Consider the following 26,625-nt stretch of genomic DNA (forward strand, 5'->3'; position numbering starts at 1 on the left):
GAGAAAATCCTTCTATGGGAAATATACCAAAAACGACCCTGGAAATCAAGCATGAACTGGCCGCACAGGCCATTGAGTGTGGCACCCTGGAAACCTTCACCCGGTTCCTCAGATTGACGCCTGTTTTCCTCATGCCTCTCGAACGAGCCCGTCCCCTGGGAAACCAATACCAGCGCGAATGGGCCATCCATGTGACGGCTCGCCCATATCCCAACGGGCCCGTCTACTACGCGACCTTTTTGGCCGCCCAGGCGTTCGGAGGGCTCGGGGGAGAGCGATCCTGGAGCCTCGTCTTTCCCGACCGCTTGAAGGGGACAGAGGCGCTTCCCCTGGCTCATCAGTTGCAGGAAGAGCTGCAAACGTGCCTGCGCCAGGTCCTTGAACGCGCCCCCCTTGCCGGGGAGGTCATCTGCCCTGCCCGGTATCGTCTCCCCGACGAGTGGGTCTGGTCCGTCCAGAGCACTGCCGCCTCGCTGGTGTACCGAGAGGGACACTGGAGGCTTGCCGCTCTCCCCTAGCGCCCTTCCCGGGTGCATCTGCTTGCTTGCTTGCGGGGTGGTCCCCCCAGTGGTGTCGCCCCGCTCGATCATGTTGTTCTGCATCACACCTTCAGGAGGTTCTATGACACCGCACCAGCAACATCCCGTTCAAACCATCCTGCTCCACGGGAAACCCTCTGTCCCCGTTGCCGAGCGCTTACGTCTGCTCCACGAGCATCAGGTCCCTTTCCAGATCCTGGAAAGTGGTCCTGTGCCGATTGGCGACCGCCTTCTCTGGCGGGTCGTCATCTCCATCGAGACACAGCAGTATATTGGCAATGCAGAAGTCAACTTGCAGGCGCCCAAGCACACGCCCGATGGGACACATCCCTTTGAGTGTGCTGAGACCAGTGCCCTCGGACGCGCCCTGGCGTTCGCCGGCTTTGGCCTGCTTGAGAGCATTGCGAGCGTCGAGGAGATGGCCCGCCCGCCACACACGACTCGCGCAAAGCAGTCTCCCGTCACCACGCCACCGACGGATGCGGAGCAGCCAGAAGCGCAGATGCCTCACAGTGTCTCCTACCCGGACAACCAATTTCTCGATTGGGTCGCTCGCTCTGTCGAGCGCGATCCCACTCGCATTGCCCGCATCTGCCAGACCTATCAGGTATCACGCCTGGAAGACCTCTCGCAAGCGCAACGAGAGCATCTCACCCGGCGTCTCAAGCGGGAGCCCCGCACGCTTCCATCTGCCTGAGTCCGTTCCACTGCTGTTTCTGAGCCCGCTTGCCGCTCGCGCGAGCGGGCTTCTTGCTTCCTACCCACCATTGTGAAGGAGGTGTTTTCATGACCACACCCGCTCATCGTTGTGTCGCAACGCCACCCCATGCGGTGCCGACCGTTCTCTCTGCGCCGCTCTCGGGCAAGCAACAGATTACCCCTTTTCTGCCTGACGGACCCATCGGGGAAATCGAGGCCGATGGACAATGCGTCCTCGTCACCGCCCTCGCAATCAATCAGGCAAATGAGGTCATCTTCCTCAGCCTCGTCGGGCGAGACACGAGCTCCAGTGCCGTCCTCGCACAACTCTGGCAAGGGAAGCAGCTGCCCCTTTCCGTCCGCAAGCCACACCTCTGGCCCCCATCCCCCCACGTTCAGCGCTGCAAAGAACTTACCTACACATCCATCACATCGACACTGCCCACCAGCAAGATGGTGCACACCATCACCATGCCCCACACCGGGCATATCCAAGAAGGGCTTCTTCACCCCCCTACCACGGTGAGCCCACCCCCCCACCATGCTGAGCACCGCGTCCCAGTCAGCAAAGAGCGGTTTCTCTTCGCCAACTGGGACGAGGAGGAACCGCACAGCAGCAGTTTTTTCGGCCATCTGCATGCCATGCGCATCGTCGTGCTCTACCGGGGCGAGGCGGAGCTCCGCGAGCACTGGGCTGCTGAGCTCTGGCGGCGCGGACTCCGGCGCAGCCTCATTCTCCCCTGTCCGAGCCTGGGCATCCGGGCCTGGCGCATTGAGCCAGACGTCCTGGCCTGGAATGCCCTCATTGGCCAGGGCGTTCGTGACGGCTGGCTTCCCTGGCGCTAAATCCATCCTTCGGTCACCTCTTTTTCATGCTCATGCCCTGCTCTGTGCCTGCAGAGTGGGGCCATTTTTTTGGAAAGGATGTTTCTCTATGGCAAACGGAACCTTACCGAACCTTGCCCACTCTTCTTTTGTGCGGACGCCGCCTGCGGTGGCAGCACGCATCAGCCATCTGCTCTCCTTCCCAGCTCCACAGCAGGGGCACGTGACGCTCCTTGATCCCGCATGCGGGGAAGGGGATCTCCTCCTCCCGTTGCACCAACGAGACCTCGCCCAGCTTCACCTGTATGGAATTGAGATTAGTGCCCAACGGGCACAACACGCCCGTGAACGGCTCCCTGTTCGTACCAGCATCCTTCCTGTTGCCTTCGAGGGCGTCCGTCTGCCCAAGGAGAGCTTCAGCGGCATCCTCATGAATCCGCCGTATATGCTCGTCAACGGCAAAAGGGCGGAGTATCGCTTTGCCGTTGCCTGCACAGAGGCCCTGGTTCCTGGTGGCATTCTCGTCGCAATCGTTCCGGCCCGCTCCGCCTGGAACCACCATATGGCCTCCCTGTGGAGCCAGTGGTATGAGGACATCCGGATGTGGCGTTTCCCTACCCGCCGCGAAGGGGAAACAGAAAGCCCTTTCGAGGCGTATACCCAGATCGTCGTGATCGGGCGCAAGCGAGCACAGCCGCTGGAAGCAAACGAGCGCGAGAAAGAGCGTCTGCTCGGTTATCGCTGGCGCAAAGATGCTCATGGTCAGGAGGGATGGGCCGGGCACACGCCACCGCCGGCCCTGCCAGAAGCTCCGGAGCCGCTCTATGAGCTCCCCCCCATCTCCTCCCTCCCCCACCTGGAGGTTCGGCACGCCTCTGAGCAGCTGATGTGGGAAGAGCTGGCGCAGCATGGCGCTCACCGCACCCAGGAATGGAAGGCTGCCACCTGCTGGATCGCTGAAGAGGAGCAGCGTCTGCCTCCCGCCATGCCCTATACCGGTCCAGCCCATGTCGCCGCCGAACTTCTGACAGATATCCTCGGCGGGCAGGTGCTCTGCGGCCCGCAGGAGGGCCCAGAAGCAAGACCATACCTCTTCACCGCCTTTGTCAGCACCACCTGGGTGGATCTGCCGCTGGACAAAGAGACAGAAGAGGCCCTCACCCAGCAAGGGGTGACACGAGCGCAAGCAAGCCAGAGCCAGGACTATCCGGTCCTGGGCGTCCTCGACCTGACGACTGGCCAGGTGACCTACTATACGGATCATCAGGTCTTCGACTTTCTCCAACCCTGGATTCCTCGCCTCGCTGAGCGCATGCTCTCCCAACGGCAGCCCCTGTATCAACTGCAACCAGAGGACTGGGAACTCGCGGTCATCTCACAGTTCGGCCGGGACAAGCGACTCCCCAACGCTCCCCTCCCAGGCCTCGCACCAGCCCAGATGCACCGTGTCATCGCCCTCGGGAGACTGCTTGATATCCGGCGCCGGGGAGCCATCCAGGGAGAACCGGGAACTGGCAAAACCCGCATCACAACCGCCGTTGTCGTCCGGCAAGCCTACCTCTGGCGGTATCGAAACACGATGCGTGCGCCCCACCAACAACCCGACTGGATCCGGCAGCTCCGTCGCTGCTGGCTCAAAAACCCTCGTACGCTCGCCATGCTCGACCTGGAGCCTGTCTTTGGGCAGCGCTTGCAGCAGCAGCAGGGACAGGCCGTCATCCGTGAGGACACCACCTCCCGGCACATCGTGGCCTATCGGCATCGTTCCACCGGGCGCCTTCTGCTCCCAGAAGAGGCTGGCCCCAGGGCCTTCCCTGCCCTGATCAGCACACCGAAGAAGGTCACGAAAGAGTTTGAGAAAGAGATCAAGGCAGCCTGGCCACAAGCAGAAACGGTCCTCATCGAGCGCTGGCGCGATATCCTCCGCTGGCTCGAACGCTGTGCCACAAGCGATGCCCCTGCGGTGATTGCCATCCTCTCGCATTCGCAGTCCCGCGCATTTGGCCGAGAATGGCAGCCTGCTGTGCTCGAACGTCGCAGAAAAAGCCCCATCCCCCCGCGCTCGCTTGAAGACGCCCCCCAGGAGCCGGGGCACCGGGGAGAAAAGGGCACCCCGCTGGGAGATCGCCACCCCGATGGAGAGCTCCTTCCCACACCTCACGAGAAAACGTTCTTCTGCTGTCCAGATTGCTTCGGCGTGGTCCGTGCCATCCCGGGAGAGCGGGGAGGAGAGGAGCAGAACCCCGCAAAGGGGAAACAGAGAGAGGAACGAGCCGATCTCCTTCGCTTGCCGGTCACCAGTCGCCGCTGGTTCGAGCGGCGTCCCCGCTGGTGTCGCTGCGCCAGCCGGCGCAATCAGGAGCGCAAGCAGCAGGGGAAACAAGCGCTGCGCGCCCCGTTGTGGACGCAAACGCGAACCAGTTCAGTCCGGAAAAAATATCCCGGGCTCACGTTTGCCCAGTGGGCAAACATCATGGACCAGCTGGTGAGACAGGCCCCGACCGAGCCGTGTGCTCCCGCTCGCCTGCTCCTGCCATCCGTCTCATCTCCTGCGTCCACAGGCCACCTCCCCCCTCCATCCGCCACTCGTCTCGAAATGTCCCCGCTCTCGCCCTCCTATCAGGTGGTCCCTCCACCGGCAGACAGCTTTAGCCCGTACGAGTACCTCCACCGCTTCTTCCGCGGCTGTGTCGGGCTGACGATTATTGATGAGAGCCATAATGGCCGATCCCGGGACACGGATATTGCTCACGCCCACCATCAAGCGATGCTCTCAGCACAGGGATACCTCTATGCCAGTGGCACCCATTTTGGGGGGGATATTCTCGGTTTCTTCCCGTATTGGTATCGTTTCAACCCCGCTCTGTGGAAAGAGTGTCTCCATCTGGGCTGGGATCAGATCGCTGACGCGGTGAACCTCTACGGCGTGATCCAGCTTTGGGTCAAGGAATATGAAGAAGAGGCCAGCCGAGGTCGCGGCAAAGTCCGAGTCCAGACGTCCACCGTCGCAGGACCTGGGATCTCAGCCAAACTCATTATCTATATTCTGGCGGAGATGGTCTATTTGCAGGTCCTCGATGTTGGTGCCTTTATGCCCCCGCGCATTGAGATCCCTGAGATCGTCTCGATGCGTGATGCACAGGTCGAAGCAGCCTACGAGCAGGCCCACGCTCTGACCGCGCAGTGTCTGCGCCTCGAACAGGCACTCATGCGAGAAAAGGAGACCCTCTTTGCCGCTGCCGCTCAGGGAACGGTGGCCCCCGAGACGCTGGCCGCTTTCCAGCAGAAAGAGCAGCAAACGCTGGCCCACTGCCAGCAGCTACGGAGGGAAGCCCAGGAGCGGAAGCAGTGGGCAGAGCAGCGCGATCTGGCACAGGCATATATCGCCTGCGCACGCACGCTCAGCGACATGGCCGCCACGAACCCGGTGGCTCGGACGGCTCAGGGCACCCTCCCCCGCTGGTTTGCCGCTCTCCCCTGTAGCACACCGTTCGAATTATGGCAGAACCGCCGCGATAGGTGGGGAGAGAGCATCGAGCAGGTGCTGCTCTACGAAACCCCCGCGCTCGCCTGGGACCACCTCTATCCGATGGAACGCAAGCTCATCGAGATCGTCCAGCAAGAGCGGGCCGCCGGGCGGCGCTGCATGATCTACATTGAGCAAAATGAGAAGCGCTCGATGGCGCAGCGTCTGGAATGGGTCCTCAAGCAGGCAAACATCTCCTGTTGGAGCCTTCCCAACAGCGTCAAGGCCGAGGATCGTCAGCAAGCGATTCTCGATGCCACCAGCGGCAAGCACACCGGCACACCCATCGCTGTCGTGATCGTGCCCTATGCCCGCGTCAACGAGGGCATCAACCTGCAAAGTGCCGTGGATACCATCATCTGGTACGAGATGGCGCTCAATCTCTACATGCTCGAGCAGGCCAGCCGACGAGCCTGGCGGCTTGGGAAGCGCGAAGAGGTCCGAATCTTTTACCTGGCCTACGCAGGCAGTGCCGCTCATCGCAAGCTGCGCAAGTTAGGTGGGCAAAGTGGCGCCGCCGCCGCCTTTGCAGGCGAACCAGCCCGAGGAGCCCTGATCGAACACGCAGGGGCAGATCGCACCATGCTGGCCCGCTTCTCGGCTTCCGTGGAAGCCGAACTGCACGAGCTCGCCCTTCTGGCCGATGAAGACGAGCTCCCGCGTGATTCGGAGCCCCTTGAGGCTGATGATGGGGCGGCACTCAAAGCCGCGTTTGCGCGCCGGGCAGCCGAAGAACACGAGGCCTTGCAGCGAGGCCGCTCCTGGCTCGGGGCGCAGGACCATCTCCCCGAGCGCCTGCTCCTGTTTGCCAGCCAGGAACGGCCATCCGTCTGGCAACAGTGCCCACCGCCCCGGTCGATTATCGTGCTCAACGAGACGACAGCCCCCAACAGCCCACGGCCTCTACGTGCAGCCCCCGCGCTCCAGGCTGGACCCCTGAAAGCCCTCACCATGCAGCAAGAAACAACGCAACCCAGCGCGCCGCCTCCGCCCAGCGAGCTCAACGCCTCCCAGCACGAGACGCACCCGCTGGCTCCGTCTCCAGAGAAGGCCGCTTCCCCCAACGCGCAGGAGGAACCAGCACGTCCCGCCCCCTCACAACGCGCAACGCCGCAGCGCCCTCCGACCTTCGTGTCCCGCTCCGCGCTGCGCTTCGGCAACCCGGAAGATATTCAGCGAGCTCAACGCAAGAGCCGCCACTGCTCACGTGTCGCCAGCAGGACCACGCCAACCCAGAAGCAGCGTGCTCCCGTAACGGCCCTCTCGCTCTGGGAAGTTCCCGTCCGCGAGGAGGAGGGAAGGGAAAGAAGACCACGTCCCTCTCAACGAGCCACACCGCCGACGCAACGAGCGCTGTGGTAAATGGGCTGGCAGGGTGACCACCTGCCCCCTGCCTCTTCCGCTCTCAGTTCGTGCGTCAGGAAGAAGCTGTACAGCTTCTTCCTTGCTTTTCATGAAAGGAGCCTGTATGCAGCTTTCATCGCTTCCAACAGCTCATCTCTTTGCCGGTGCCGGTGGAGATATCTGCGGCTTTCAACGCACCGGATGGCTACGGCCAACCTTCGCGGTCGAAATCAACCGGCACCGCTGTCGCACCCTGCGTGTCAACCACCCGGGTCTTCGCATCTTTGAGGGGCCCATTCAGGCCATGACCCTGGCAGATTATCCCCGGCACCCTCTTCCTTGCTTCTTCGTGACCTTCCCTTGCGACCACTACACGGTTGCGGCTGCGATCCATCAGCAGTGGCATGGCGACGTGCTCTATTTGGAGGCCCTACGCGAAATCATCCTGCATTACCCGGAAGTGATTGTCATCGAAAACGTCTGGGGATTTCGCAAGTTCCGCCGCGTCATTGAAACATTCCGGGCTCTCCCATTGTACCACTGCACTGAGTTGCTGGTGCATGGGGAAGACTTTACGCTCCAACGCAAAAAGCGGGTCTTTCTTCTCCTCCATCGTCAGCCATTTCGCTTCCCGCCAATCGAGCAGTACGCATGCCCACGGTCACGCCAACGATTGCGTGACTATCTGGATCTGGAGAGTCCCCCACCCCCCATTCCAGCCTATGTGTATGCCCGCCTTGATGGCAACTACCGAGACCGCCCCGTCATCTATGACCCCGAACAAACGGCGCCGGTCAATCTCTTCACGAACTATCGTCGGGATCGGTCTCTCTTCCTCATCAAAGACCCACGTTGCCCACGAGGAGTTCGCCCCTTCAGTGTACGAGAGGTCTCCAATCTGCATGGCTTTCCAGCGTCCTATCAGTTTCTCGGGCCACTGGGAGAGGCCTACGATATGGTGATCGATGCGGTGATGCCACCGGTAGCTCAGGCGATTGGCATGGCCCTTCGGGACTCCTTTCAGGCGATCGAGCGCCTCGCCGATGTTCCCCGTTCGCTGGGATATCGCGACATGGCCTCTCCGCGAGAACGGCAGGAGGAGCTGCAAGAGGCGTTACGCATTGTCCAGGCCCCCGATCCTATCGATCCCAAAGCCACACAGCAACTCCCCCTTTGGGAAACGGCCTGAGCCTTCCTCTCATGAGACTGAAAGCGCTCTCTCTCACGTCTTTCCAATTCCCAAAAGGAGCAAAACACATGTCTCGAACACCAATCCTGCTCGCCACCCGCCTGAGTCAGGGGATGCGGCCATCAGACTGCTGTGACGCCCTGCCAGGTGAACCGGTGGATCTCCCGTTGAACGACTGCGACCCTGATGAACGCACCTTTGTCGGTCTCATCAGCGGACAGAGAACCACCACCGTCCATGTTGCAGCGGTCCCAGCAGGCGAGGAGCATTTGCGCTTCTGGCTTCGCTGCTACTGGACACAGCATCTCACCGGTCTCACCACAGCAGCGTTCGAGGAATTTCTCGATGAGAGCTGCGCCGAACTGCTGCGCATCGCAGCGAGCGTCCCCCTCGGCACGATCCTCGAACGCCGCGGAAATCAGCTCTGCACCCGAGAGCCAATTGAGCCCTTCCGTTAAACGGAGACCGCTTCGGCCTGCTTTGCCGAAGCGGCTCCCGTTGCATCAGTTTAGCCGGGAAGCCGTCATGAGACGGTTCCACCGGTCTTTGTGTGTTTTTGGCCCCTGGGAGCACGGCCCACTGTGTTGCAAAAACAGCTACACTCCTCCCACGCATGCGTCGCGTTCGCGAAGACAAGCCCCTTTCCTGGGAACAGAGGATCTGGCCATGCTTCTCCACATGCAGCGATCCAGATAAGCCCCTTTTGCAAGAGCTCATGCCGCGCATCCCAATATCCAGGCCGCAATGAAGCCCAGAATCGTTTGGTGTGACATGCGCATAGAAATCTCCCAAAATGTTCAATTGCCCCATGATGGTGGATCGAAAGGAACCCAACGCTGAGTGTGAGATGTGTCCCTTTCCATACAGCGAGTTCCAACCCATCGCTTGATGTAGCCGTCAGCGGATCAAAGAAAGTGGTATGCATCCGAAGCACATACGGTCCCGCTTGCAGCTCACACCGGCTCGCTTGAGATACTGTTGACCTTACTTGCAAATAAGCTGTTGCCAGGTCGAATGCACCTCGTGTCATCTTCTCCATGCTCTTTCTCTCACCCAGGGGAACTGGCGAAGCAACCGCACGAGTGTCTCTCCATCGGCCTCCTTCTCTGCAAGAACACTCATACGAAGTCGAGCCAGCTTTTGTAATGCATAGGAACGGGGGCGGCTCTCTCCGTTCTCCCACCGCATCACGGTTCTTGGAGAAACCCCCAGTTCCTCTGCAAACTTTGCCTGTGTTTGACCACGTTCCTGTCTGAGAGCACGAATTTCTTCTTTATTCATTCATACGACCTCCATCCTATCGATCAGAATCACTAGAGAATCAGAATAGAGAGGCGTTGCAGTAAAAATGCAGTAGAAGCAGCAATTACTCAAATAAATTGAGCTGCAAAATTATTATAAACAGAATGTACACGCCCTGCAAGGAAACTTTCCAATTTTTATACAATTTTAATACATAAGCTATTTTTTCTTGTTGTTTTTTACACAATTGCTATTATACTAAGAAAAGGGCTGGACAAACGAGACTATCTCTTAGGGGAAAAGATGAAGATACACCAAAAGACCTACGATGGTGATCCGCTCTTTCTCGGAGCCGCTGCTCCTTTGAGCGCTGCATATGCTCACTATCTCTATGAGCGCATCTGCATACGCTATCCTGATCTGAGCAAGGATATCCATTTGTCCATCTTTTTTTCATGGGCTCCATGAGGCTCGACAGCAGGTCTTTTGGTATCTCGATCCCTATGTTCGCCTCAGATCTCAGCCCGTCACACGAGGAAAGTGGAAACCACGCTACTCCTCGAAGCTGTTTCGTCGCGCCTTCGTTCCCTATACTCCTGGCAGAAAAGAAATGCCAGAAAGTACGTTCTCCAGTCTGATTGAACGGGGAATTGTGCGCATGGAAAGCAAGGGGGTTCCTCAGCCTGATTCGGGAGCGGCTCTCTTTATTGGTCGCATTCTCTGCAAAGGAGAAACCCATTTCTTCCCTGCAGAGATCACCAGTATCGAATCGCTTTGGTGGGCCTTTGTGCAAGAGTATCCAGGAAGCCCGGTCACGGTACAACCCCTTGAAGTGATTGATGACCTTCCCGAGTCCGCTCTCGCCTGGACCTTTTGGCCTGGTGCTCTCTGGCGAGCGGAATGGACCCCTGTTGGCAATGGAGAACAGGTGATCGGGGCCATTCGTTTCGCTGCGGTTGACTATATCCGCGGCCATCGCTACTGGACGATTTCGCGTGAGAGCCTACGCTTGTGGGGCTCCCACCCTCGCAGATCACTTTGTCTACTGGGACAAAGATGAGTTGGAAACGCGAAACGCATATGCGCAAGTCACCCTCCATCTCCTGGCAAAAGATCGTTTTTATATTGCTTCTGCTCGTGCTGTGTGTGAAGTGACTGGACAATGCTCTCGCCCATGCAGGGGCAGCAGGGGGCAGCAGAGGAGCGCTGTGCGCAGTTCCGGGGAACAGGATTTGTGCGGCGGGAGGTTCCGTTTGGCCATCCACAGTTTGGCAAAGCCCTCCCCTGCGTGTGCACACGCAAAGCGCAACGCCAGCGAAAGGCGGCCCTGTTGCGGGAGCTCTCACGCCTGGACACGTTGCCGAGGTACAGGCAAGCGACCTTTGAGCATTTTGAGGTGAGTGTACCGGGAGTGGCAGAGGCCTATACAGCGGCGCTTGCCTTTGCCGAACAGCCAAGCGAATAGTGAGTGTTGCTGGGGTCCAATGGCTGTGGCAAGACACATCTGGTGGTGGCGATTGCGCATGAGCGGCTGGCGGCCGGGGAGCGGGGGTGTTTCTGACGGTGCCGGATCATTTGCGCTCGGCATTTGTGCCCACTGCGCCGACGACCTATGATGAGCTGTTTGCGCGCGTCCGGAGAGGTGGAGTTGCTGGTGCTGGATGATCTGGGCGCGGAGCATCGGACGCCCTGGGCCAATGAGAAGCTCTTTCAGTTGCTTCATCATCGCTACAACGCGATGTTCCCGACGGTGATCACCTCGAATCGGATGGCGTTAGAAGGGAGAGACCATCGGATTGTCTCCCGTTTGCATGACCGAGAGCTGGTGAGACAGGTCATTATGGATGAGGCGCAGGATTATCGCGTGTGTCTGAGTGGCATGCAGGCAGGATAGCTTGTAGGGTTCACGACGATCAAGGTGGATCCTACAAGATGGCGCCGGATTATTCCAGCCTCCGCGTTTTTTCAGCTTGGTAGGATACTTTGCTTTAAAACGGGCTGAAAGAAAATGCGGAGGATCACGGCGCTTGTCGTAAGCAAGGGAACAGGCCATGTGGAGGTGCTGCCCCTGTGGCAATAAGGCCGTGTCAGAGAGAGGCTTTATGAGTAGTGTTTACATATTAATATAGAGTTAGAACTGTTAAAACTAGCTTTCGATCTTTAACATATGTTACATACTACATATTAGAACACGTTTTTCTCTTGTTTCAGGTATGTACCAAATGAACGAGCAACAAAATATCTCTAATTGGAGAGTATTAGCGAATAGGTTCGTTTGGTCCGACGAAACCGCATTAGCAAACATACCTGAAGAAGGGAACAGACTCCGATGAGGTGTGGACGACGACTGTTCCATCACGATACCGGTCATGCTTCCCTCCTTTCTCCGTCCTGGTGGCTGTCACCATCATTCTGCTTTGTGCTCAGCCTCCGTCTGGTGTGCGTGCAGAGCAGGAACAGCCAGCAAGATCGAGCCAATAGCCAGAGCAATGATCAGTGCTCCAGACCAATACGGTGTGGCGTGACCGAACTCAACGTAGAGCAAACCACTGAACAACGAACCCAGGATCATGGCGAGTGACTGCATCGACTGACTGGCACTGCCAATCAGACCTTGCTGGCGCGGTCCGGCCAGACGTGACAGCAGACCGCGTAACGCGTTCTCCACCAGACCACCCGCACCAGCACCGAGCAATACCCCCCCGAGCAGCAGAAACGGCGAAGCGATCAGCGCAATCAATCCCACCAGAAAATAGCTCACCGCGATCAGTATCAGCGAACTGATGCTCAGTGTTACCTCGCTCACCGCTGAGAGCAGCTTGCCCACCAGTACGCCCTGAACCACAATATCGACCACTCCAACTACCGTCGTGACCATACCCGCAGCAGCGGCATTCCATCCCAGACTATCCTTTAACAAAATGGTCAGGTTTGCTCCCATACTCGGGAGCGGCAAGTAATAGAGGAAAACAGCCAGCAAGAGCCAGCGCTGATGCGTATGGGAAAACAGGCCACCGAGTTGTTTGAAAGGATTGAGGGCGCGGAGGCTAATCGCGCTGATGCGGTGTGCTTTGTGCAGGCTCTCTGGCAGAAAGAAGAAACCCCACACGAGCGCAAGCAGAATGACGGCTACCGCGACCAGAAAGGGAGTACTCAAGTTGAACGTCGCTAAGAGGCCACCGACACCAGGGCCAACAAGAAAGCCGACCCCGGAGAAGCTTCCCACGAGTCCGAAGTACTTTCCGCGCTCCTCTGGCCTGGTAATGTCGGCAACATAGGCGAAGAGGACGCCAATGTTGCCCCCGGTCAACCCATCGATGATGCGGCCCAGGAAGAGCAACCAGAGCGCTCCACCCAGGCCGAAAAACAGGTAGCCAATTGCTGAGCCAAGCAAGCATACAAACAAGATCGGGCGTCGTCCAAAGCGATCACTCAGCAAACCTAATCCGGGGGCAGCGAGAAGTTGGCAAATGCCATAGATCGAGGTAAGCACGGCCACGACCAGTGCAAGATTACCTGAATTGTTCAGATAACGTTGGGTCATAAAGGGGACCACAGGGCTGATAATGGTCATCCCCATAGAATTGAGAAATGCAACCACTGCGAGAAAGAAGATGGCCTTGCGGGAAGGTCTGGACATCTTGTCGCCGGATGATCCTGTCTGAGAGGTAAGATGTCCTGATGTGCTCATAAATCAATCTCCTCGTTTTGAGAACGTTCAGTATTCGCTGAAAGACGGTTCGCATCTTTTTCAAGCACAGGTGAAACACCGGTTGCTACCGCTTCTCAGGTTGCCTCTACGATACTTCTCAGGAGGATGAGCCAGCCTCATCCGAGCGCATGATTCGTCGGATGATGTACGATTCTGTCGTTTCATACGGGCATGTGGAGGCGGGAGGAAATACTTTAGACGAGTTTCAGCTGAGTTGCAACAGCACTCGCTGCGAGACGGTTATGGACACCCAGCTTGCGATAGATGCTCTGAACATGGGTACGTATCGTATTGATTGAGACCACGAGGGCGCTTGCCATCTCAGCGTTGGAATTGCCCGCGATCAGCAGGCGCAGGACGTTCTGTTCCTGTGGACTCAGGGGTTCTGGCAGGAACGTTGAGCCACCACCAGCCTGCCCATCAGATGTACCGCTTTCCTGAGCAAAAGCACTCAGGATCTGCCGCATGTAAACAAGCAGTGCTTTCTCATGCAGAGAGGGCAGCAACGCGCGCAGCAGGTGAGCCAGTTCCTTCCCTTCATCGAGGAAGAGGCGCAGGTAGCCTTCACTGCGTGCCGTTTCGAGCACCTCCACGAGTTGCTCTCGCGCCTTCTCATACGCCTGAAGCCTTGCATACGCCAGAGCCAGCACCACCTGAACTTCTAGTCTGAAGTGCAAATGGCCAGTTCGCAACGTGGCAGTACAGAGCTGCTCTAGCAGTTCTATTGCCGCGATGGTTTCTGCCTTCGCCAGCAAAAAGCGTGCTCGCAGTAATTGCTCGCATTGACGCTGATAGCGAGGCACTCTCTCCTCATTGTTCTGATGAGATGCCATCCAACGTCTCACTGATGCCAGATCGCCATCGGCAAGTTGAATACGCACAAGCTGGGCCTGGACTTCCCGTGAGGTATGGAGAGAGGCAGTTGTCTGTCTGCACGCTAACCAGGCGGTCAGGCGCTGCTGTGCCTGTGCTGCCCGGCCGTGTCTGTATTCAATGCGGGCCAGGAGCACCGAAGCGCGGGCCTGCACCTCTTCGATGTTCATCTGCTCCCCAAGCGCAAGAGCCTCCTGTGCGGCCTGTTCCGCTGCGGGCAGATCGTTCCACTGATAGAAAATTTGCGCCAGTTCTCCCTGGCTCCGAGCGATATCGTCATGATCCGACACACTCCTGGCCTCGGCCTGAAGCTGTCGCAACTGCTCTGCTGCCTGGCGTAGCTCGCCCATCTCAAAGCTCACACGGCAGAGCCTGCTCCTGGTGGCACGTGTGCCGGTAGGACTACCTTGCTGCTCGTTAAGGGGCAGGGCTGCAAGAAAGTGTTCGCGTGCTGTCGCTACAGTCCCGTTGTGAAGCTCGCCGATTCCTACAGCGGTCAGAGCCAGGATACGCCAGGTTACGGCTTCCCGGGGAAGCCAGGCCAGCGCCTGAGTAGCCCATGAGACGGACTGGAGGATCTTTCCCTCTTGACGAGCAAGCAGAGCATGGAAGGCGAAGACCTCGGCCAGCTTTGTGGTCGTGTTCGTCTCTCGCCACTGCTGCTCTGCCACCTGGAGTAGATGATGGATGCGCTCTTTGCAAGATGGCTCTCCCAGTGAATGGAAGAGCAGGTTGCGAGCAGCATAGAGACACAGATCAGGATGGTGTTCAAGGTCTGCTTCCGGTAAGCGTTCTAGCCAGCGCTTCAGGCGATACCATTCGGTGGTACCAGGTTCGTTGATCTGCTGATACTGTTCAAGGGATAGTGCAATCAAGCGAGTGGCACGATGGTAGGCTGCGGCGGTAAAAGAGGTTTCGATAGCTTCTGGAAGCAGTCCATGGGCCTCATACCAGGCGCTCGCGCGGAGTGCCAGTGCACGGATGCGTTCCTCACCCAGCCTTCTGCGCGCCTCCTGCTGCATAGCCTCGGCGAAGAGAGGATAATAACGCGCCCATGTTCCTTCCCAGTTTAACGGCATCAGAAAGCAGTCACCTTTCCGTAGCATGGTCAGCAGGCGTGCACTATCATCACGTTCAGTGAGAGCGTCACAGAGGGAGGCTGTGAGACGTGGAAGCATGCAGGTATGCAGCAGAAAGGTTTGCATCTCCTCTGGCAAGGTATGAAAAATCTCATGGAGGAAGTAGTCACGGATGTTCAATGCCTGACGTGATAGGGAATGCTCCATACCGCCAGAGAAGGCAGAAAGAATGGGTTCAATCTCCTGCTCGTGTGTGGCCCAGCGGAGCATTTCTACCAGGAAGCGCAAGCCTACAGGCCACCCTTCCAGCCTCTCATGGATCTGGTGAACAGTCCTGGGTGAGAGCGTAAAGGAAAGCTCCTGGGCGAGAAAGGCGCTGGTTTCTTCTAAAGAAAAGCGCATCAAGAGTGGAGAGATGTCCAGCATCTCATTACGCGCGTGCAGGCGAGCCAGGGAGAAAGGAGGATCGCCGCGTACGAGCAGAACCAGATGGAGTGATGCAGGCAGGTGCTCAAGGAAGAAACTAAGTGTAGCGGCGATCTGGGGCGAGGTGATGACGTGCAGATTGTCCAGGATGAGCATGCCAGGATGCTTAAGATGACTCACATCGTTGAGCAACGCAATAAGCATCGCGTCCAGTGGTTTGAATGATGGCAGCAGGTGTGCGTGGAGCAGATCCAGCGCACCCTTTCCGAGGTCGGGTTGTAATTGTTGGCAGGCGGCGATCAGATAGCGCCAGAAGCGAACAGGATCGTTATCACCTTCATCGAAAGTAATATAGGCCGCGTGCGGAGAATCCGGGCGTTGGGATCGTGTGGTCAGCCAATGGCTGACCAATGTAGTTTTGCCATAGCCAGCGGCCGCTGAGATGAGGGTCACTTTGTATTCCAGCCCCTGATTCAGCAGCGTGAGCAGGTGATCACGCTGAAGTAACGAGGGCTGGTAGCGCGGCAGCTGGAGCTTTGGAAGCAGCAACGGTTCAAGGGATGGCGAAGCAAAAGGCGAGATTGCCCGTTCCGCTTGTGGTGTCTGCTGTTGGGAATGCTGCGACTGTGGAGGCAAGGCAGCACCTTCAGACGAGAGTTTAGCCGCGATCTCCTCCAGCCGCTCCAGGCTCAATTGCGCACTCCGTCCGACGTAGCACTTGAGCACCCGCCCCTTGTGGCGCTGATAGGCGTACCAATAGCCCTCGCTGCCACGACGACGCTTTTCTTTGAGGAGACTGATTCGCCCATCATGGCCTTGAAAAGCAAATGCGCGGTGTTCCTCAAGCCATGCCTGCCATGCTCCTCCCTCCTCTAAGAGCTGGCAGGAGGTAGCATTTCCCTGTGTGATGAGCAGAGAATGCTCCTGCTTCCCAGACCGTTGTATCAGGTATTGTGCGCGCTTTGGCAGAGACAGATACTCCTTTCTCTCTTTTGTCCCCCAACACTCAGTGTGAATGAGTATACAACGATGCGTATCAAAAAACAAGTGTTCCCCAACAGGCAGATACCTCATATGGTTAAAACTCATTCCCTTTCTTTGTTTGCAAGAGCACTCATACTTGCTACCGATGTTGGCTGGCAATAGAGCGTTCAACGACCTTTGCGTCAACGCACTCCTGTCTTCCCTGCCCGCGCTTGATTGAAGAGCAGCCCATCAGAAGGTGCTTGATAGACTTCTTTCCCATGAGGAAGAGAACACAGTCCTTTATCAATGTAGCTCACCAACGTCATCATTTTTGTGCTCATCCTCAGAATGCTCTGGCCTGGCAGGCAACTTTTGAAAGACTCCGACAACATAATCTCGCTGACTTCTTTGGTGTCCTGTTCTCCAGGACAGCCAACCGAAGAAAAAAGATGACGCTTTTTTTCAGCGGATCACGACAAAGATGTCTGTCAGTGGTGGGGTAGCAATGCTCTTCTCCTACAAGCTTGATGCGATGGCACAACATCGATACGTTCCATGCTTATACGGCTGATGCGTGCGTACAAGCGTTCTCTGCTGCACTCACATCGTAGTACCAGTGGCACAAAGTGAAGCCAGGAGCCAGACCATCGCAAGCATTACACCCCAGATTTTTCCCTGCGAGGCAGGGTGAGATAGGAAGAAGAGGGACATTTCCCCTGAAGTCCTGCCCCTATCTCACCTTGATCTCGCTTCATTTCCCAAGTATGCGAGTCAAGACATCCAACAGCACCTGCTCTGGTTGCTCCCTGAGCTCGGAGGAACGCCAGGCGACGAAACCATCAGGGCGCACCAGGGTCGTTCCGGTTGTGCTCACACCATAGGTCGTATACCAGCGTCCTTCAACATCGCATAACCCCTCAGGGCCTATCTGCCATACATCCAGCGCAATACCCAGACGATTGGCTACCGTGCCTGCCGCAGTCATCCAGGGAGTTCCCTCCTCACCGGCCAATAACACAAAGTTACGTCCGAACAGATCTATCGTCGAGAGACGCTCTCTAGCACGCTGAAGCACAATATGGGGAGCACGCGTTCCTGGCTCACCGCTCAACGTGCTCGGATGCTGTGCCAGGGGAGCTTCAGCCGAGTCTAATTCGGCCACAATTGCCCCCCGCTGGTAGCGGTAGCCGAAAATCAGCGAGGCATCATCTATCAGGGAACTGGAACCGCTGCCGGTACGATAGAAGAAACGCTGCATCGTCTGTTTCACCATCAACTTACCAACCGGGCATCGCTCCTCTTCGTAGGAAGCAAGCAGAGAAGGAGCCGCCTGACCCTTGAGGATCAGAGCCATCTTCCAGGCAAGATTGAAAGCATCCTGGATACCAGTGCTAGCCCCCAGCGCGCCGGTAGGCAGGATCGCATGAGCCGCATCGCCTGCCAGGAAGACACGGCCCCGCTGATACTGCTCGGCATAAAGAGCGGTCAGCTCCCACATCCCCACCTTGACAGTATCCCATGGGTAAGCGGGCAAAATCTTGATCTCAAGATCAGGTACTCCAACGGCGATACGAATCTGCTCAATGCAGCATTCATCGGTCAGATCCTCACGCCGTTCACCGCGCTCGGGATGCAGTGATGAGCTAAACATCCAGCGCCGCTTATTGTCGATGGGCATCAGAAAGCCCTGCCCATCGGGCAAGAGTGGGTTGCTGATGTAGCAGAGCATGATCCGTCGCCCCCGGAGAACCTCACCCAGATCAGCCTCAAAGATGATATTCGTTGCATGGGAAATCGTACCGGGCCCCAGCCTTGAGAAACCGAGTGCATCACGTACTGTGCTATGGTTGCCATCTGCACCCACCAGGTAGTTTGCCCGTACCTGCTGTGTGTTGCCACTTGCTCGCTCGCGAATAAGCGCAAAGACACCCTGCTCATCCTGCTCAAGCGAGAGGAGTTCGGTGTTGAAGCGAATATCAGCACCCATGCTCTGTAGCCGAGTCAGCAAGATAACTTCCAGTTGGTCCTGATCTATACTACCCCAGGATGTAGGTGAAGCGGCCTTCAGATCGTCTGCTCCCCCTTCAACAAGCCGCTCAATCTCGCGGCCTGCCAGCGATTCAACGCGCAAGATCTCGTTATTGCCGCTGATAGGTGAGCTAGCTGCACGGATGGTTGATTCGAGATCAAGAGCTCGGAACAATTCCATAGTGCGTGGATTGATGGCTCGTGCCCGTGGAAGACGGGCAGGCGCTGGATGACGCTCGACCACCAGGGATGGAATGCCACGCCATCGGAGAAACAGCGCAGTAGAGAGGCCAACCAGGCTACCTCCCACAATAAGCACTGGTGTGGTTTCATCAAAGGTTGCATGCGGTATTCCTGTATTCATGTTGACACCTTCCATGTCTCTTTGTTAGAAGTAATCACGACAGTTTTTCTGGTCATCTGTCCTTCCATTGCAGGTAAAAGGCTTCCAGTGAGGAAAAGACATAACTGACACCTGAGAATATACAGGAGAAAAGGTGTAGGCTTGCTCACCCACAGGGGTGATTTTCGCCCCACTTTCATGGATTATCTTGCACAATTTGAGCCTGATCAGGCCCTGGGTATCACTTGCATATTCCCCGACGAGCAGCTACAATCACCTAAAAGGGAAATGTTGGGTATCATCAAAACAGCAAATGGAGAAGATTGTGTATGCCAAAGACGAGCACCTATATACTGCTCTGGTCCCCAGAAAACGATCACTATGAACTCTATACCCGGGACGATCAGGAGCATCCACTGCTGCAAGGCGACACCGACGCCTGGTTTGCCTGGCTGGCTACACACCATGCGCTCTCCTTCCGGGGCAGAAGCGGTTCTTTCTTTCTTCAAAAAGAGCGACGCAGCCATAGTCAGAATACCTATTGGTATGGCTATCGTCGTCAGGGCAGGCAGATGGTGAAAACATATCTTGGCAAAAGCAGCGCACTTTCTATGACTCGCCTGGAGGCCGCCGCTTGTACCCTGGGAAACGATACCCGCAGAGGCAACACAACACAGCTTGCAACTGCTGATCTCCCACAAGAACGCGGGCAAGCAAGCAAGATGACAGAGAAAGCGGAACTGATCCCCGATCGAGACCGCCGTGTCCCTGTAGAAGAGGGACGGGGCGAAAAAGACCTGCTGTTGATACCGAAATTATGTCCGCCGCGTTTACCCTCCTCGCTCGTTGCACGTGAGCGTCTGCTCAATCAACTCGACGCGAGCCTGAAGCATAAGTTGGTGCTAATCACCGCCCCGGCAGGTTCCGGGAAAACAACGCTGATGAGTCACTGGGTGAGTGAGCGGCGTTCACGCAACGACTTTCCCCCCGTTGCCTGGCTTTCCCTGGACGAGGGTGACAACAATCCCATCCGCTTCTGGCGCTATCTCTTGACAGCCTGTCAGGCATTCCATGCCGATATTGGGCGCGCCGCACTCTCCCTTCTGGAGCGAGAAGAAACGCTCCCCTTCTCGTCCCCATTGTTGAAGAGGGCCTTGATCCTCTTTCTGAACGACCTCACTCAGAAGCGAAAGCCTGGCATCCTGATTCTGGAGGATTACCAGGTTATTACAACTCAGACCATTCATGAGATGATGATGTTCTTGCTCACGCACCTGCCCTTCACCCTTCATATCATCATAGTATCCCGGGTCGAGCCGCCGTTCCCGCTCACGGTCTTGCGTGCACGAGACGAGCTTGTGGAGCTTCATGCCAGTGATCTCCGCTTTACCTCTCAGGAGACTCAGTTCTTTCTGCAACAGGTACTACCTGTTCCATTAGAGAGTTCGACGATCACGCATCTCAACACGTATCTGGAAGGATGGATTACCGGGCTGCGTCTGCTGGCGCTGATTATGCAGAAAGAGCACTCCTCGCAGGAGCCCCTCGATCTCCCAGCCACCTTCAGAGGTAGCCATACCTATGTGCTCGATTACTTTGTCAGTCAGGTGCTCGATGCCCAGCCGAAAACACTCCAAACATTTCTTTTGCAAACGAGTTTTCTCAAACGCCTGACCGCTTCTCTCTGCGATGCTGTCACAGAACGAAACGACAGCCAGGCCATCCTGGAAGCAATCGAGCATGCAGACCTTTTCCTCCAGCCAATTGGAGGTGACGGGCAGTGGTACCGCTATCACGCGCTTTTCGCTGAAGCAATGCAAGCTGAGGCCAGGAAACGTCTCACACACGATACCTATACCAGGTGCTTGATGCGTGCAGCGGCCTGGTATGAGCAACATGGCCTCTTGTCGGAAGCAATCGAAGTCTCTTTGCAGGCTCATGCCTATCCACAGGCAGTCGCGCTTCTTGAACGCTACATGGGGCAAGAGCAGCACGATACCGAGCGTCATAACATATACGCAATGCAGAGCTGGTTGCAGCAACTTCCTGAAACGCTGGTGTTGGCCCACCCGGCCTTGAGCTTCATCAACGCACAAGCCCTCACCTTCCTCTCTGCCTCTGACTACCTCACGCCAACAACCCGGGTTCGCATCCAAACCTTTTTAGATGGAGCAGAACGGGGATGGAGGCAGGCCGGGCTGACCCCCAAGCTAAGTGAAGTTATCGCGTTTCGTGCGCTCCTCGCTGCACGACTGTACTGCTTCACTGAAGCTGCGAATCTCGCCAGGCAGGCGTTGGCCGGGCTTTCCGACGAACAGTCTGTATGGCGAGCTATCTGCCTGGGTGTAATAGGAGGGACGGCACAGCAGGCAGGACAGCTTGCCACTGCACGAGCATGCTACCAGGAGACCCTCACCCTTTGCGAGGCGATGAATAACCGGCCCGGGCAACGGGTTGCGCTCCTCTCCCTGGGCGAAGTGTGCAACGAGGCAGGCGAATTACGGCAAGCCGCCATATTTTTCAGGCAGGTAATAGAGCAAGCAGACGAGGACATCTCAGATCTGAGCAAAGCACTCGCAGGTCTGGCAGAACTCTCATATGAGTGGAATGATCTGGAACGCGCTGAGCAGGAGGCGCGAAAAGCACTTGATCTGGGGATACAACTCGCAGATGAGCCGCTTCAGGTACGACCGACGCTTCTCCTGGCGCGGATCTTCCACGCTCGTGGCGAGCTCCACCAGGCGCAGGATTTGCTGACGGCGCTACTTGCCCGCATGTATTCAGAGCGCCCTCCACATCTTTCTCGAATGATTCAGCTTGCGCAGGCACGTCTGTACCAGGCTCTCACTCCCCTTACCGAACCTTTGCACTGGATTCCTCCACACACGGAACAGGAAGAGGAGATCCCCCGGCAGTATCCTCTCCAGGAGATGTTACTGAAGGCCCGCTGGCTGCTCGCACAGGGAAACGCTATGGAGGCCCTGACGCTACTCGATCCCTGGGAAAAAGAAACCAGGGACTCCGGACAGCGCCGGCGCTGGCTGGAGATACAATTGCTGAGAAGCCTGGCATATCACCAACTCAAACAGGGGTCAAGCACAAGATCGCTCTTGCGTCATGTTATCACCCTGGCAGCTCCAGAGGGATATATACGGCTCTTTCTCGACGAGGGTGAAACGCTACTCGCCTTGTTGCAACCGCTCGTCTCTCGTATCCGCGGGAAGCATCTTCAGAGCTATCTTCAACATCTGCTGAAGCTATTTGCCGTCCAGGCCCGGCGGCTGCGCTCTACCACCCCTGATCGTTCCCCACTGACCGAGCAACTGTCACTACAGGAAATTCAAGTTCTTCGTTTGCTATCTGAAGGATACTCCAGACAGGAGATAGCCAAAATGCTAGTGATTACAATTAATACCGTCAAAACGCACATCAAGAACATCTATCAGAAAATGCACGTCAAGAGCCGCTTCGAGGCCTGTGAACGAGCACGCCAGCTTGATCTTCTCTAGCCAGTCCAGGAGGAAATATAATCGCACCATCAATGTTTGAGGGAAACCGAGCAGTGGCAAAGGTGGAAAACAATACCATACTTCCTCTGCTTCTACGAAATACCACTGGTTTCCTGTCCCCTTAGCGCTACCACAACTCCGATCCAGAAGAACGAGGTCCCGTCTGTGCGCTTGAATCCAGAGCCTTGCAATCTGCTACACTATGCAACGCCTGCAAAATTGGCAGGATCGCTGGATACAATCAATCTCTGCTGACACTCCCCGGCTAAAGCTCTGTCTTTTATACACAACTCAGACCTGCTAAAAGTGGATGATGAAAGCGAAGAGCACTTCAATCCGAAGCTATGGACAGAGCACGCCTTTGGAAGTTATCAGCTTCAGGACGTGCGGCGGACACGACGAGCAGTTCAGAAGGCAGAACAGACGGCTGCCAATGCCTCGGCTTCCTTGCCTACCCAGATACAGAGCTGGAAAGAGGCCATTGCCCTGTATTGTTTGCTTGATAGAGGATTGTCATGTTTAAGGCCCTGATGCAGTCCCACCTCCACCAGACCTGCGAACAGATCCAGCAGTATCCCGTGGTGCTGTTGTTAGTTCAGGAGACCACTGAGATGGATTTGAGCCATTGTGCTCACCTCAGTGACACAGGTCAGGAGGGCAACCAAGGAGGCGAGGCTCTCATCCACGAGGTCAGCAGTACTTCTGCCAGAAAAACTGCTGTTCTCACAACACATCCGGCTTGGCAGGAAGCAGAGGGATGCCAACTTATACCATCCCTCTCATTTCCCGAAACAAACCGGCTGTTCTCCAATCCCCCTACACATGATCTCTCATCTTCTTTCCACACGCTTCGCTTCCCGCAGTATCAATGCCGTCGGCCCCATCCAGCCAATAACCAGCTTTCGCCCGGCTCTCGTCATTCACCATCGCATCATCTGCCTCTTTACACCCGGTCTATCCGGAGGCAAATCCGTGATCATTCAACCACTGCTTATTCGGGCCAATATAAACTTGCTGAACAAAGGCCTGTTGAATGATACGCTTCATTTTAGCCACAAATTCATCTAAATCCTCCCAATCCTGTTGTGACTCTTGCATATCCAGCTTGAGCTCATGGCACATTTTTGCTCTGTATCATCCGTCGCGGTTTCTATATCATTCATTTCTTTCATTATGCCAGAGGGTAACAAAACTCAAGCTTCTCGCTATACCACTTTCTTCTGGATAGAACAGACAAAACAAAATAAAAAATGCTGAATATCATAGTATAAATGTCAGGGTGTTTTAGATATAGCAGAGTAAATATTCTGCGTGACAAAACCGGTAGGAGTGGTGCTTCATACAGTTTTCCCTGGGCCTCCAACGCCACTCATACAGCAACCAAACTCAGACTATGGCTCTCCTCTTGGACGAACAATGCGGGAATGGTGCACCGCTCCAGGAGGAGAAGCAGAGAGCCAAATACACTGTCACGCCCCTCCTACCAGGACTTCCTTTCTCTCATAGGTACTTACGCTCATCTTATAAACGATCCCCCATGTTGTCAGGTGCTTTGCCAGACGCTCTCTCCTCCCAGGAAGTACCTGTTGAGACACACGCCATTTGGCCTCTGCCTTTTACCATTGACATGTTATAATGGACACATCCCCATCTCTTGTCCCATCTTACAAAACCTCCTGCTCCTACTGGCATTCTTGTTCAACGCTTAGAGAGGAGAAAAGCACGGCTCTGTTCCTGTGATAATGAACAGGATCCTTTCTCTCTACTCAGACGAGAGCATTGCAAGCATAGTTTCCATCCTCATGCCGCGTGATCCTTTAAGGAGTACGAAATCACCTGGTCGAACCTCATGTTTAAGGAAATCGGCGGCGGCACGTTTGGCAGCTTCTAATTCCGCACTATTGTTTACGTCAGCGCTAAAGTAGTAGGCGTTCTTTTCTGGCATACCCGAAGAGATAGCGCCCTCAACACAGAAACGGGCCTGATCACCAATGGCGATTAGATAGTCTACAAGACCTGCCAGGGAGGAGCCGCAAGCGGAGTGCTCGGTGTGTGCATAGGTACCTAGCTGGAAGATATCGCCCAGAATGGCCCAACGCTTCCCCTTAGGAGCCTGGCTTGTTGTACATAGCACTGGCAATGGCGATGATCGACTGACGATTAGCGTTATAGCTATCATCGATGAGGATACTGTTGTTGGGACCGGGCTTGATTTCGCAGCGTCCTGGTGCAGGTGAGAGATCTTCCAGGGCCGAGGCGATATCGTCCAATGACATCTCTGCCGCGCAGCCAGCTGCTGCCGCTGCGAGGGCGATGGTGACACCGTGTTCGCCAGGAAGACGAAGCTGAACGGGCCGCTGTTGATCATGATAGTGCAGCGTGAAGCTATGCCCGAAGAGGGTATCACCGCCTATGTTACTGGCACGTACTGTAGCCCCTTCACCTGTGCCATAGTAGAGAATGTGTGCTTGCGTTTTCGCCGCCATAGCGCGAACAAGTTCATCATCATAGTTAAGAATGGCGAAACCGTCAGGGGTGAGAACCTGCACCAACTCGCTTTTGGCGATGGCGACGCGTTCCTGTGTGCCAAAGTATTCAAGATGAGCGGCGCCGACAGTGGTAATGATAGACCAGTGGGGGCTGGCGATGGAATTGCAGAGCCAGGTTAGCTCGCCGACCCGTTGAGCTCCCATCTCCAGCACAGCATAGCGGTGTTGTGGCTCCAGGCGGAGGAGCGTGATGGGATAGCCAAGCTCGTGGTTATATGATGCATAGGTTTTCAAGGTGGGAGCTTTATGGCTGAGCACGGCGGCTACCGCATCTTTTGTGCTTGTTTTACCATTGCTCCCGGTAATACCTATGCGGATGGTGTCTTCCTGACGTTGGATACGTGCGCGAGCTGTAGCGTGAAGGGCAGAAAGAACGTCGGGAACGATGATCTGTAGGAAATCAGGAGGCACGTCACTGGCTGGTACACTGCAAAGAGCGGCCAGCGCGCCTGCACGAGCAGCAGCAGAAATGAAGTGGTGCCCGTCACTGTTTGCTCCTTTGCGAGCAATAAAGAGGTCGCCGGGCATGATCAGGCGGCTGTCATGATGGGCCGAGCGAAAGACAAGCTCGGCATCGGGTGGCACGCTACTGAGCAGCCTGGGCCTGATAGCATCATCCGCATTACTTGTAGTAGATCATTAAGAGTAAACATCCTATTGCATCCTTTGCTATTTAAAAATGACAAGATTACACCCTGGCATGCAATACCTATTTCCTCCGCCATGCATTTAGCACCTCAAAGCATATCTTCTCTTCAAAAAAAATTGTTGAAAAGATCTTGAATATCATAACCACGAAAAAGAAGACGATGTCGTTGAATGTGATTGTCAGAAATCGCAGCATAGTTGACTCTACGTCATGACATGGTGTACAGCCTTTTTTGGATCATCATGACGGTGTTGCTTCTATTTTTCGACCCGTCAGTGCGATCCTGACGAAAAAACAGAACGTACCATATAACTGCAAAAAGTGGCTACAGTTCCTGTTCCACTCCCACAAACAAGGAGAGTTGTGTTGAATTCAGCACCTCTTCCTCCTCAGATGGAGATTGAGTATCGGTGTTTGTGAGCCTGTTGGACAATATTCCCATCGCACCAGTCAAGCTGGTTATGGTCGCAGAAGGTTATGCGCTCGATTTTCCTGATTTCCAGCTATCTTAACCTTACCATAACAGCCAGCGCGCTTCTCGTCCTGACCATTGTGCAACAGCAGCATATCCCGCCCATGCTCTACGGCTTGATCGTCGCAAGTGGCGGCGTCGGGAACCTGCTTGGCACGGTGCTCAGCCCACCATTGCAACGGCACATACGCTTTGGCACAGCATTGGGTTGTGCCCTGATGGTGTTCGTGTTGCTCTGGCCCCTCTATGGCTTCATCACGACGCCACTGCTGCTGGGAGCCATCTTCGCGGGTATCGCTCTCTCCGACTCGATCCGTGCTATCTTCATGGACAGTTATCGCTTCGCTGTCGTACCAGATGCCCTGCAAGGCCGCATCAGTAGCATCTATCGCGTGATCTTATTCAGCGTACTCACTGTAGGCTCCTCCGCACTTGGGCTGAGCCTGGAGCATCTGGGCATTTTGCCTACCGTGGGCATTGTGTGGAGTGGCCTGCTTCTGATAACCGGATTTCTGTTTCTCTCTCGGCATATGCGGCAAGCGACATTCCCACAAGGGTAAGATCTATCTGCTTCCGTAGAAATAGGCAAGACTACAATGGACGCGTAATCCGGTCTGTTCATGCTCAAAGAGCTGGTACTAACCTGGTGAACTCA

20 protein-coding genes are annotated in these 26,625 nt (G+C 56.0%); 14 read left to right on the top strand and 6 right to left on the bottom strand.

What is annotated here, in order from left to right:
• Positions 1 to 14: 14 nt before the first annotated feature.
• From EI42_RS15300 to EI42_RS15320, 6 genes are all read left to right on the top strand, one after another.
• A complete protein-coding gene (locus EI42_RS15300) occupies positions 15 to 518 on the top strand; it encodes a hypothetical protein (RefSeq protein ID WP_111323501.1) in 504 nt (167 codons plus the stop codon).
• Between the two features lie 103 nt (positions 519 to 621).
• Positions 622 to 1,236: a hypothetical protein gene (locus tag EI42_RS15305; protein WP_111323502.1), complete on the top strand. Its 615-nt coding sequence runs from the start codon at positions 622 to 624 to the stop codon at positions 1,234 to 1,236.
• An 89-nt stretch (positions 1,237 to 1,325) separates the two neighbouring features.
• On the top strand, positions 1,326 to 2,084 hold the full coding sequence (locus tag EI42_RS32560) for a hypothetical protein (protein ID WP_170142652.1): 759 nt from the start codon (positions 1,326 to 1,328) through the stop codon (positions 2,082 to 2,084).
• A gap of 88 nt (positions 2,085 to 2,172) precedes the next feature.
• Complete coding sequence (locus EI42_RS15310; RefSeq protein WP_170142653.1) at positions 2,173 to 6,951, top strand: DUF6094 domain-containing protein; 4,779 nt, start codon at positions 2,173 to 2,175, stop codon at positions 6,949 to 6,951.
• Between the two features lie 106 nt (positions 6,952 to 7,057).
• Positions 7,058 to 8,122 (top strand): DNA cytosine methyltransferase, encoded by a 1,065-nt coding sequence (locus tag EI42_RS15315; RefSeq protein ID WP_170142654.1) that lies wholly within the window; start codon positions 7,058 to 7,060, stop codon positions 8,120 to 8,122.
• 68 nt (positions 8,123 to 8,190) lie between these two features.
• Positions 8,191 to 8,580: a DUF7715 family protein gene (locus EI42_RS15320; protein ID WP_111323505.1), complete on the top strand. Its 390-nt coding sequence runs from the start codon at positions 8,191 to 8,193 to the stop codon at positions 8,578 to 8,580.
• A gap of 568 nt (positions 8,581 to 9,148) precedes the next feature.
• On the opposite strand, the gene EI42_RS15330 is transcribed toward EI42_RS15320, so the two are convergent.
• Positions 9,149 to 9,403 (bottom strand): helix-turn-helix transcriptional regulator, encoded by a 255-nt coding sequence (locus tag EI42_RS15330; RefSeq protein WP_111323507.1) that lies wholly within the window; start codon positions 9,401 to 9,403, stop codon positions 9,149 to 9,151.
• A gap of 264 nt (positions 9,404 to 9,667) precedes the next feature.
• Between EI42_RS15330 and EI42_RS33285 the strand changes: the two genes are divergently transcribed.
• From EI42_RS33285 to EI42_RS15345, 4 genes are all read left to right on the top strand, one after another.
• Positions 9,668 to 9,832 carry a hypothetical protein gene (locus EI42_RS33285; RefSeq protein WP_211326187.1) on the top strand — a complete coding sequence of 55 codons (165 nt, stop codon included), beginning with the start codon at positions 9,668 to 9,670 and terminating at the stop codon, positions 9,830 to 9,832.
• Positions 9,833 to 9,974: 142 nt separating this feature from the next.
• Positions 9,975 to 10,424: a hypothetical protein gene (locus tag EI42_RS15335; protein ID WP_111323508.1), complete on the top strand. Its 450-nt coding sequence runs from the start codon at positions 9,975 to 9,977 to the stop codon at positions 10,422 to 10,424.
• 102 nt (positions 10,425 to 10,526) lie between these two features.
• On the top strand, positions 10,527 to 10,829 hold the full coding sequence (locus tag EI42_RS15340) for a hypothetical protein (RefSeq protein WP_111323509.1): 303 nt from the start codon (positions 10,527 to 10,529) through the stop codon (positions 10,827 to 10,829).
• Positions 10,830 to 10,976: 147 nt separating this feature from the next.
• Positions 10,977 to 11,258 (top strand): P-loop NTPase family protein, encoded by a 282-nt coding sequence (locus tag EI42_RS15345; RefSeq protein ID WP_111323510.1) that lies wholly within the window; start codon positions 10,977 to 10,979, stop codon positions 11,256 to 11,258.
• 513 nt (positions 11,259 to 11,771) lie between these two features.
• Here the strand turns inward: EI42_RS15345 and EI42_RS15350 are convergent.
• The 3 genes from EI42_RS15350 to EI42_RS15360 form a co-directional block, all read right to left on the bottom strand.
• Entirely contained in the window at positions 11,772 to 13,055 is a 1,284-nt protein-coding gene (locus EI42_RS15350) for an MFS transporter (RefSeq protein ID WP_111323511.1), read from the bottom strand.
• Between the two features lie 215 nt (positions 13,056 to 13,270).
• Positions 13,271 to 16,543 (bottom strand): winged helix-turn-helix domain-containing protein, encoded by a 3,273-nt coding sequence (locus EI42_RS15355; RefSeq protein WP_111323512.1) that lies wholly within the window; start codon positions 16,541 to 16,543, stop codon positions 13,271 to 13,273.
• A 628-nt stretch (positions 16,544 to 17,171) separates the two neighbouring features.
• A complete protein-coding gene (locus EI42_RS15360) occupies positions 17,172 to 18,812 on the bottom strand; it encodes an FAD-dependent monooxygenase (RefSeq protein WP_170142656.1) in 1,641 nt (546 codons plus the stop codon).
• A gap of 308 nt (positions 18,813 to 19,120) precedes the next feature.
• Between EI42_RS15360 and EI42_RS15365 the strand changes: the two genes are divergently transcribed.
• The 3 genes from EI42_RS15365 to EI42_RS33290 all read left to right on the top strand — a co-directional run bounded on the left by EI42_RS15365 (position 19,121) and on the right by EI42_RS33290 (position 23,368).
• Positions 19,121 to 22,300: a winged helix-turn-helix domain-containing protein gene (locus EI42_RS15365; RefSeq protein ID WP_111323514.1), complete on the top strand. Its 3,180-nt coding sequence runs from the start codon at positions 19,121 to 19,123 to the stop codon at positions 22,298 to 22,300.
• A gap of 306 nt (positions 22,301 to 22,606) precedes the next feature.
• The gene (locus EI42_RS34905; protein WP_170142657.1) at positions 22,607 to 22,831 is read left to right on the top strand and encodes an IS4/Tn5 family transposase DNA-binding protein; all 225 of its coding nucleotides are present in this window, start codon (positions 22,607 to 22,609) and stop codon (positions 22,829 to 22,831) included.
• A 291-nt stretch (positions 22,832 to 23,122) separates the two neighbouring features.
• Positions 23,123 to 23,368, top strand: a complete 246-nt coding sequence (locus EI42_RS33290) for a hypothetical protein (RefSeq protein ID WP_211326188.1) — start codon at positions 23,123 to 23,125, stop codon at positions 23,366 to 23,368.
• A gap of 694 nt (positions 23,369 to 24,062) precedes the next feature.
• On the opposite strand, the gene EI42_RS33875 is transcribed toward EI42_RS33290, so the two are convergent.
• Both EI42_RS33875 and EI42_RS15375 read right to left on the bottom strand, forming a co-directional pair.
• Positions 24,063 to 24,434, bottom strand: coding sequence for a glutamate ligase domain-containing protein (locus EI42_RS33875; RefSeq protein ID WP_246046281.1), 372 nt, complete (start codon positions 24,432 to 24,434; stop codon positions 24,063 to 24,065).
• Positions 24,406 to 25,434, bottom strand: coding sequence for a UDP-N-acetylmuramoyl-tripeptide--D-alanyl-D-alanine ligase (locus tag EI42_RS15375; RefSeq protein ID WP_246046280.1), 1,029 nt, complete (start codon positions 25,432 to 25,434; stop codon positions 24,406 to 24,408). Before EI42_RS15375 ends, EI42_RS33875 begins: the two co-directional genes overlap by 29 nt.
• A gap of 541 nt (positions 25,435 to 25,975) precedes the next feature.
• Between EI42_RS15375 and EI42_RS15380 the strand changes: the two genes are divergently transcribed.
• Positions 25,976 to 26,530 (top strand): MFS transporter, encoded by a 555-nt coding sequence (locus EI42_RS15380; RefSeq protein WP_246046279.1) that lies wholly within the window; start codon positions 25,976 to 25,978, stop codon positions 26,528 to 26,530.
• Positions 26,531 to 26,625: the final 95 nt, after the last annotated feature.

This window comes from Thermosporothrix hazakensis (genome assembly GCF_003253565.1).
Taxonomy (GTDB): Bacteria; Chloroflexota; Ktedonobacteria; order Ktedonobacterales; family Ktedonobacteraceae; genus Thermosporothrix; species Thermosporothrix hazakensis.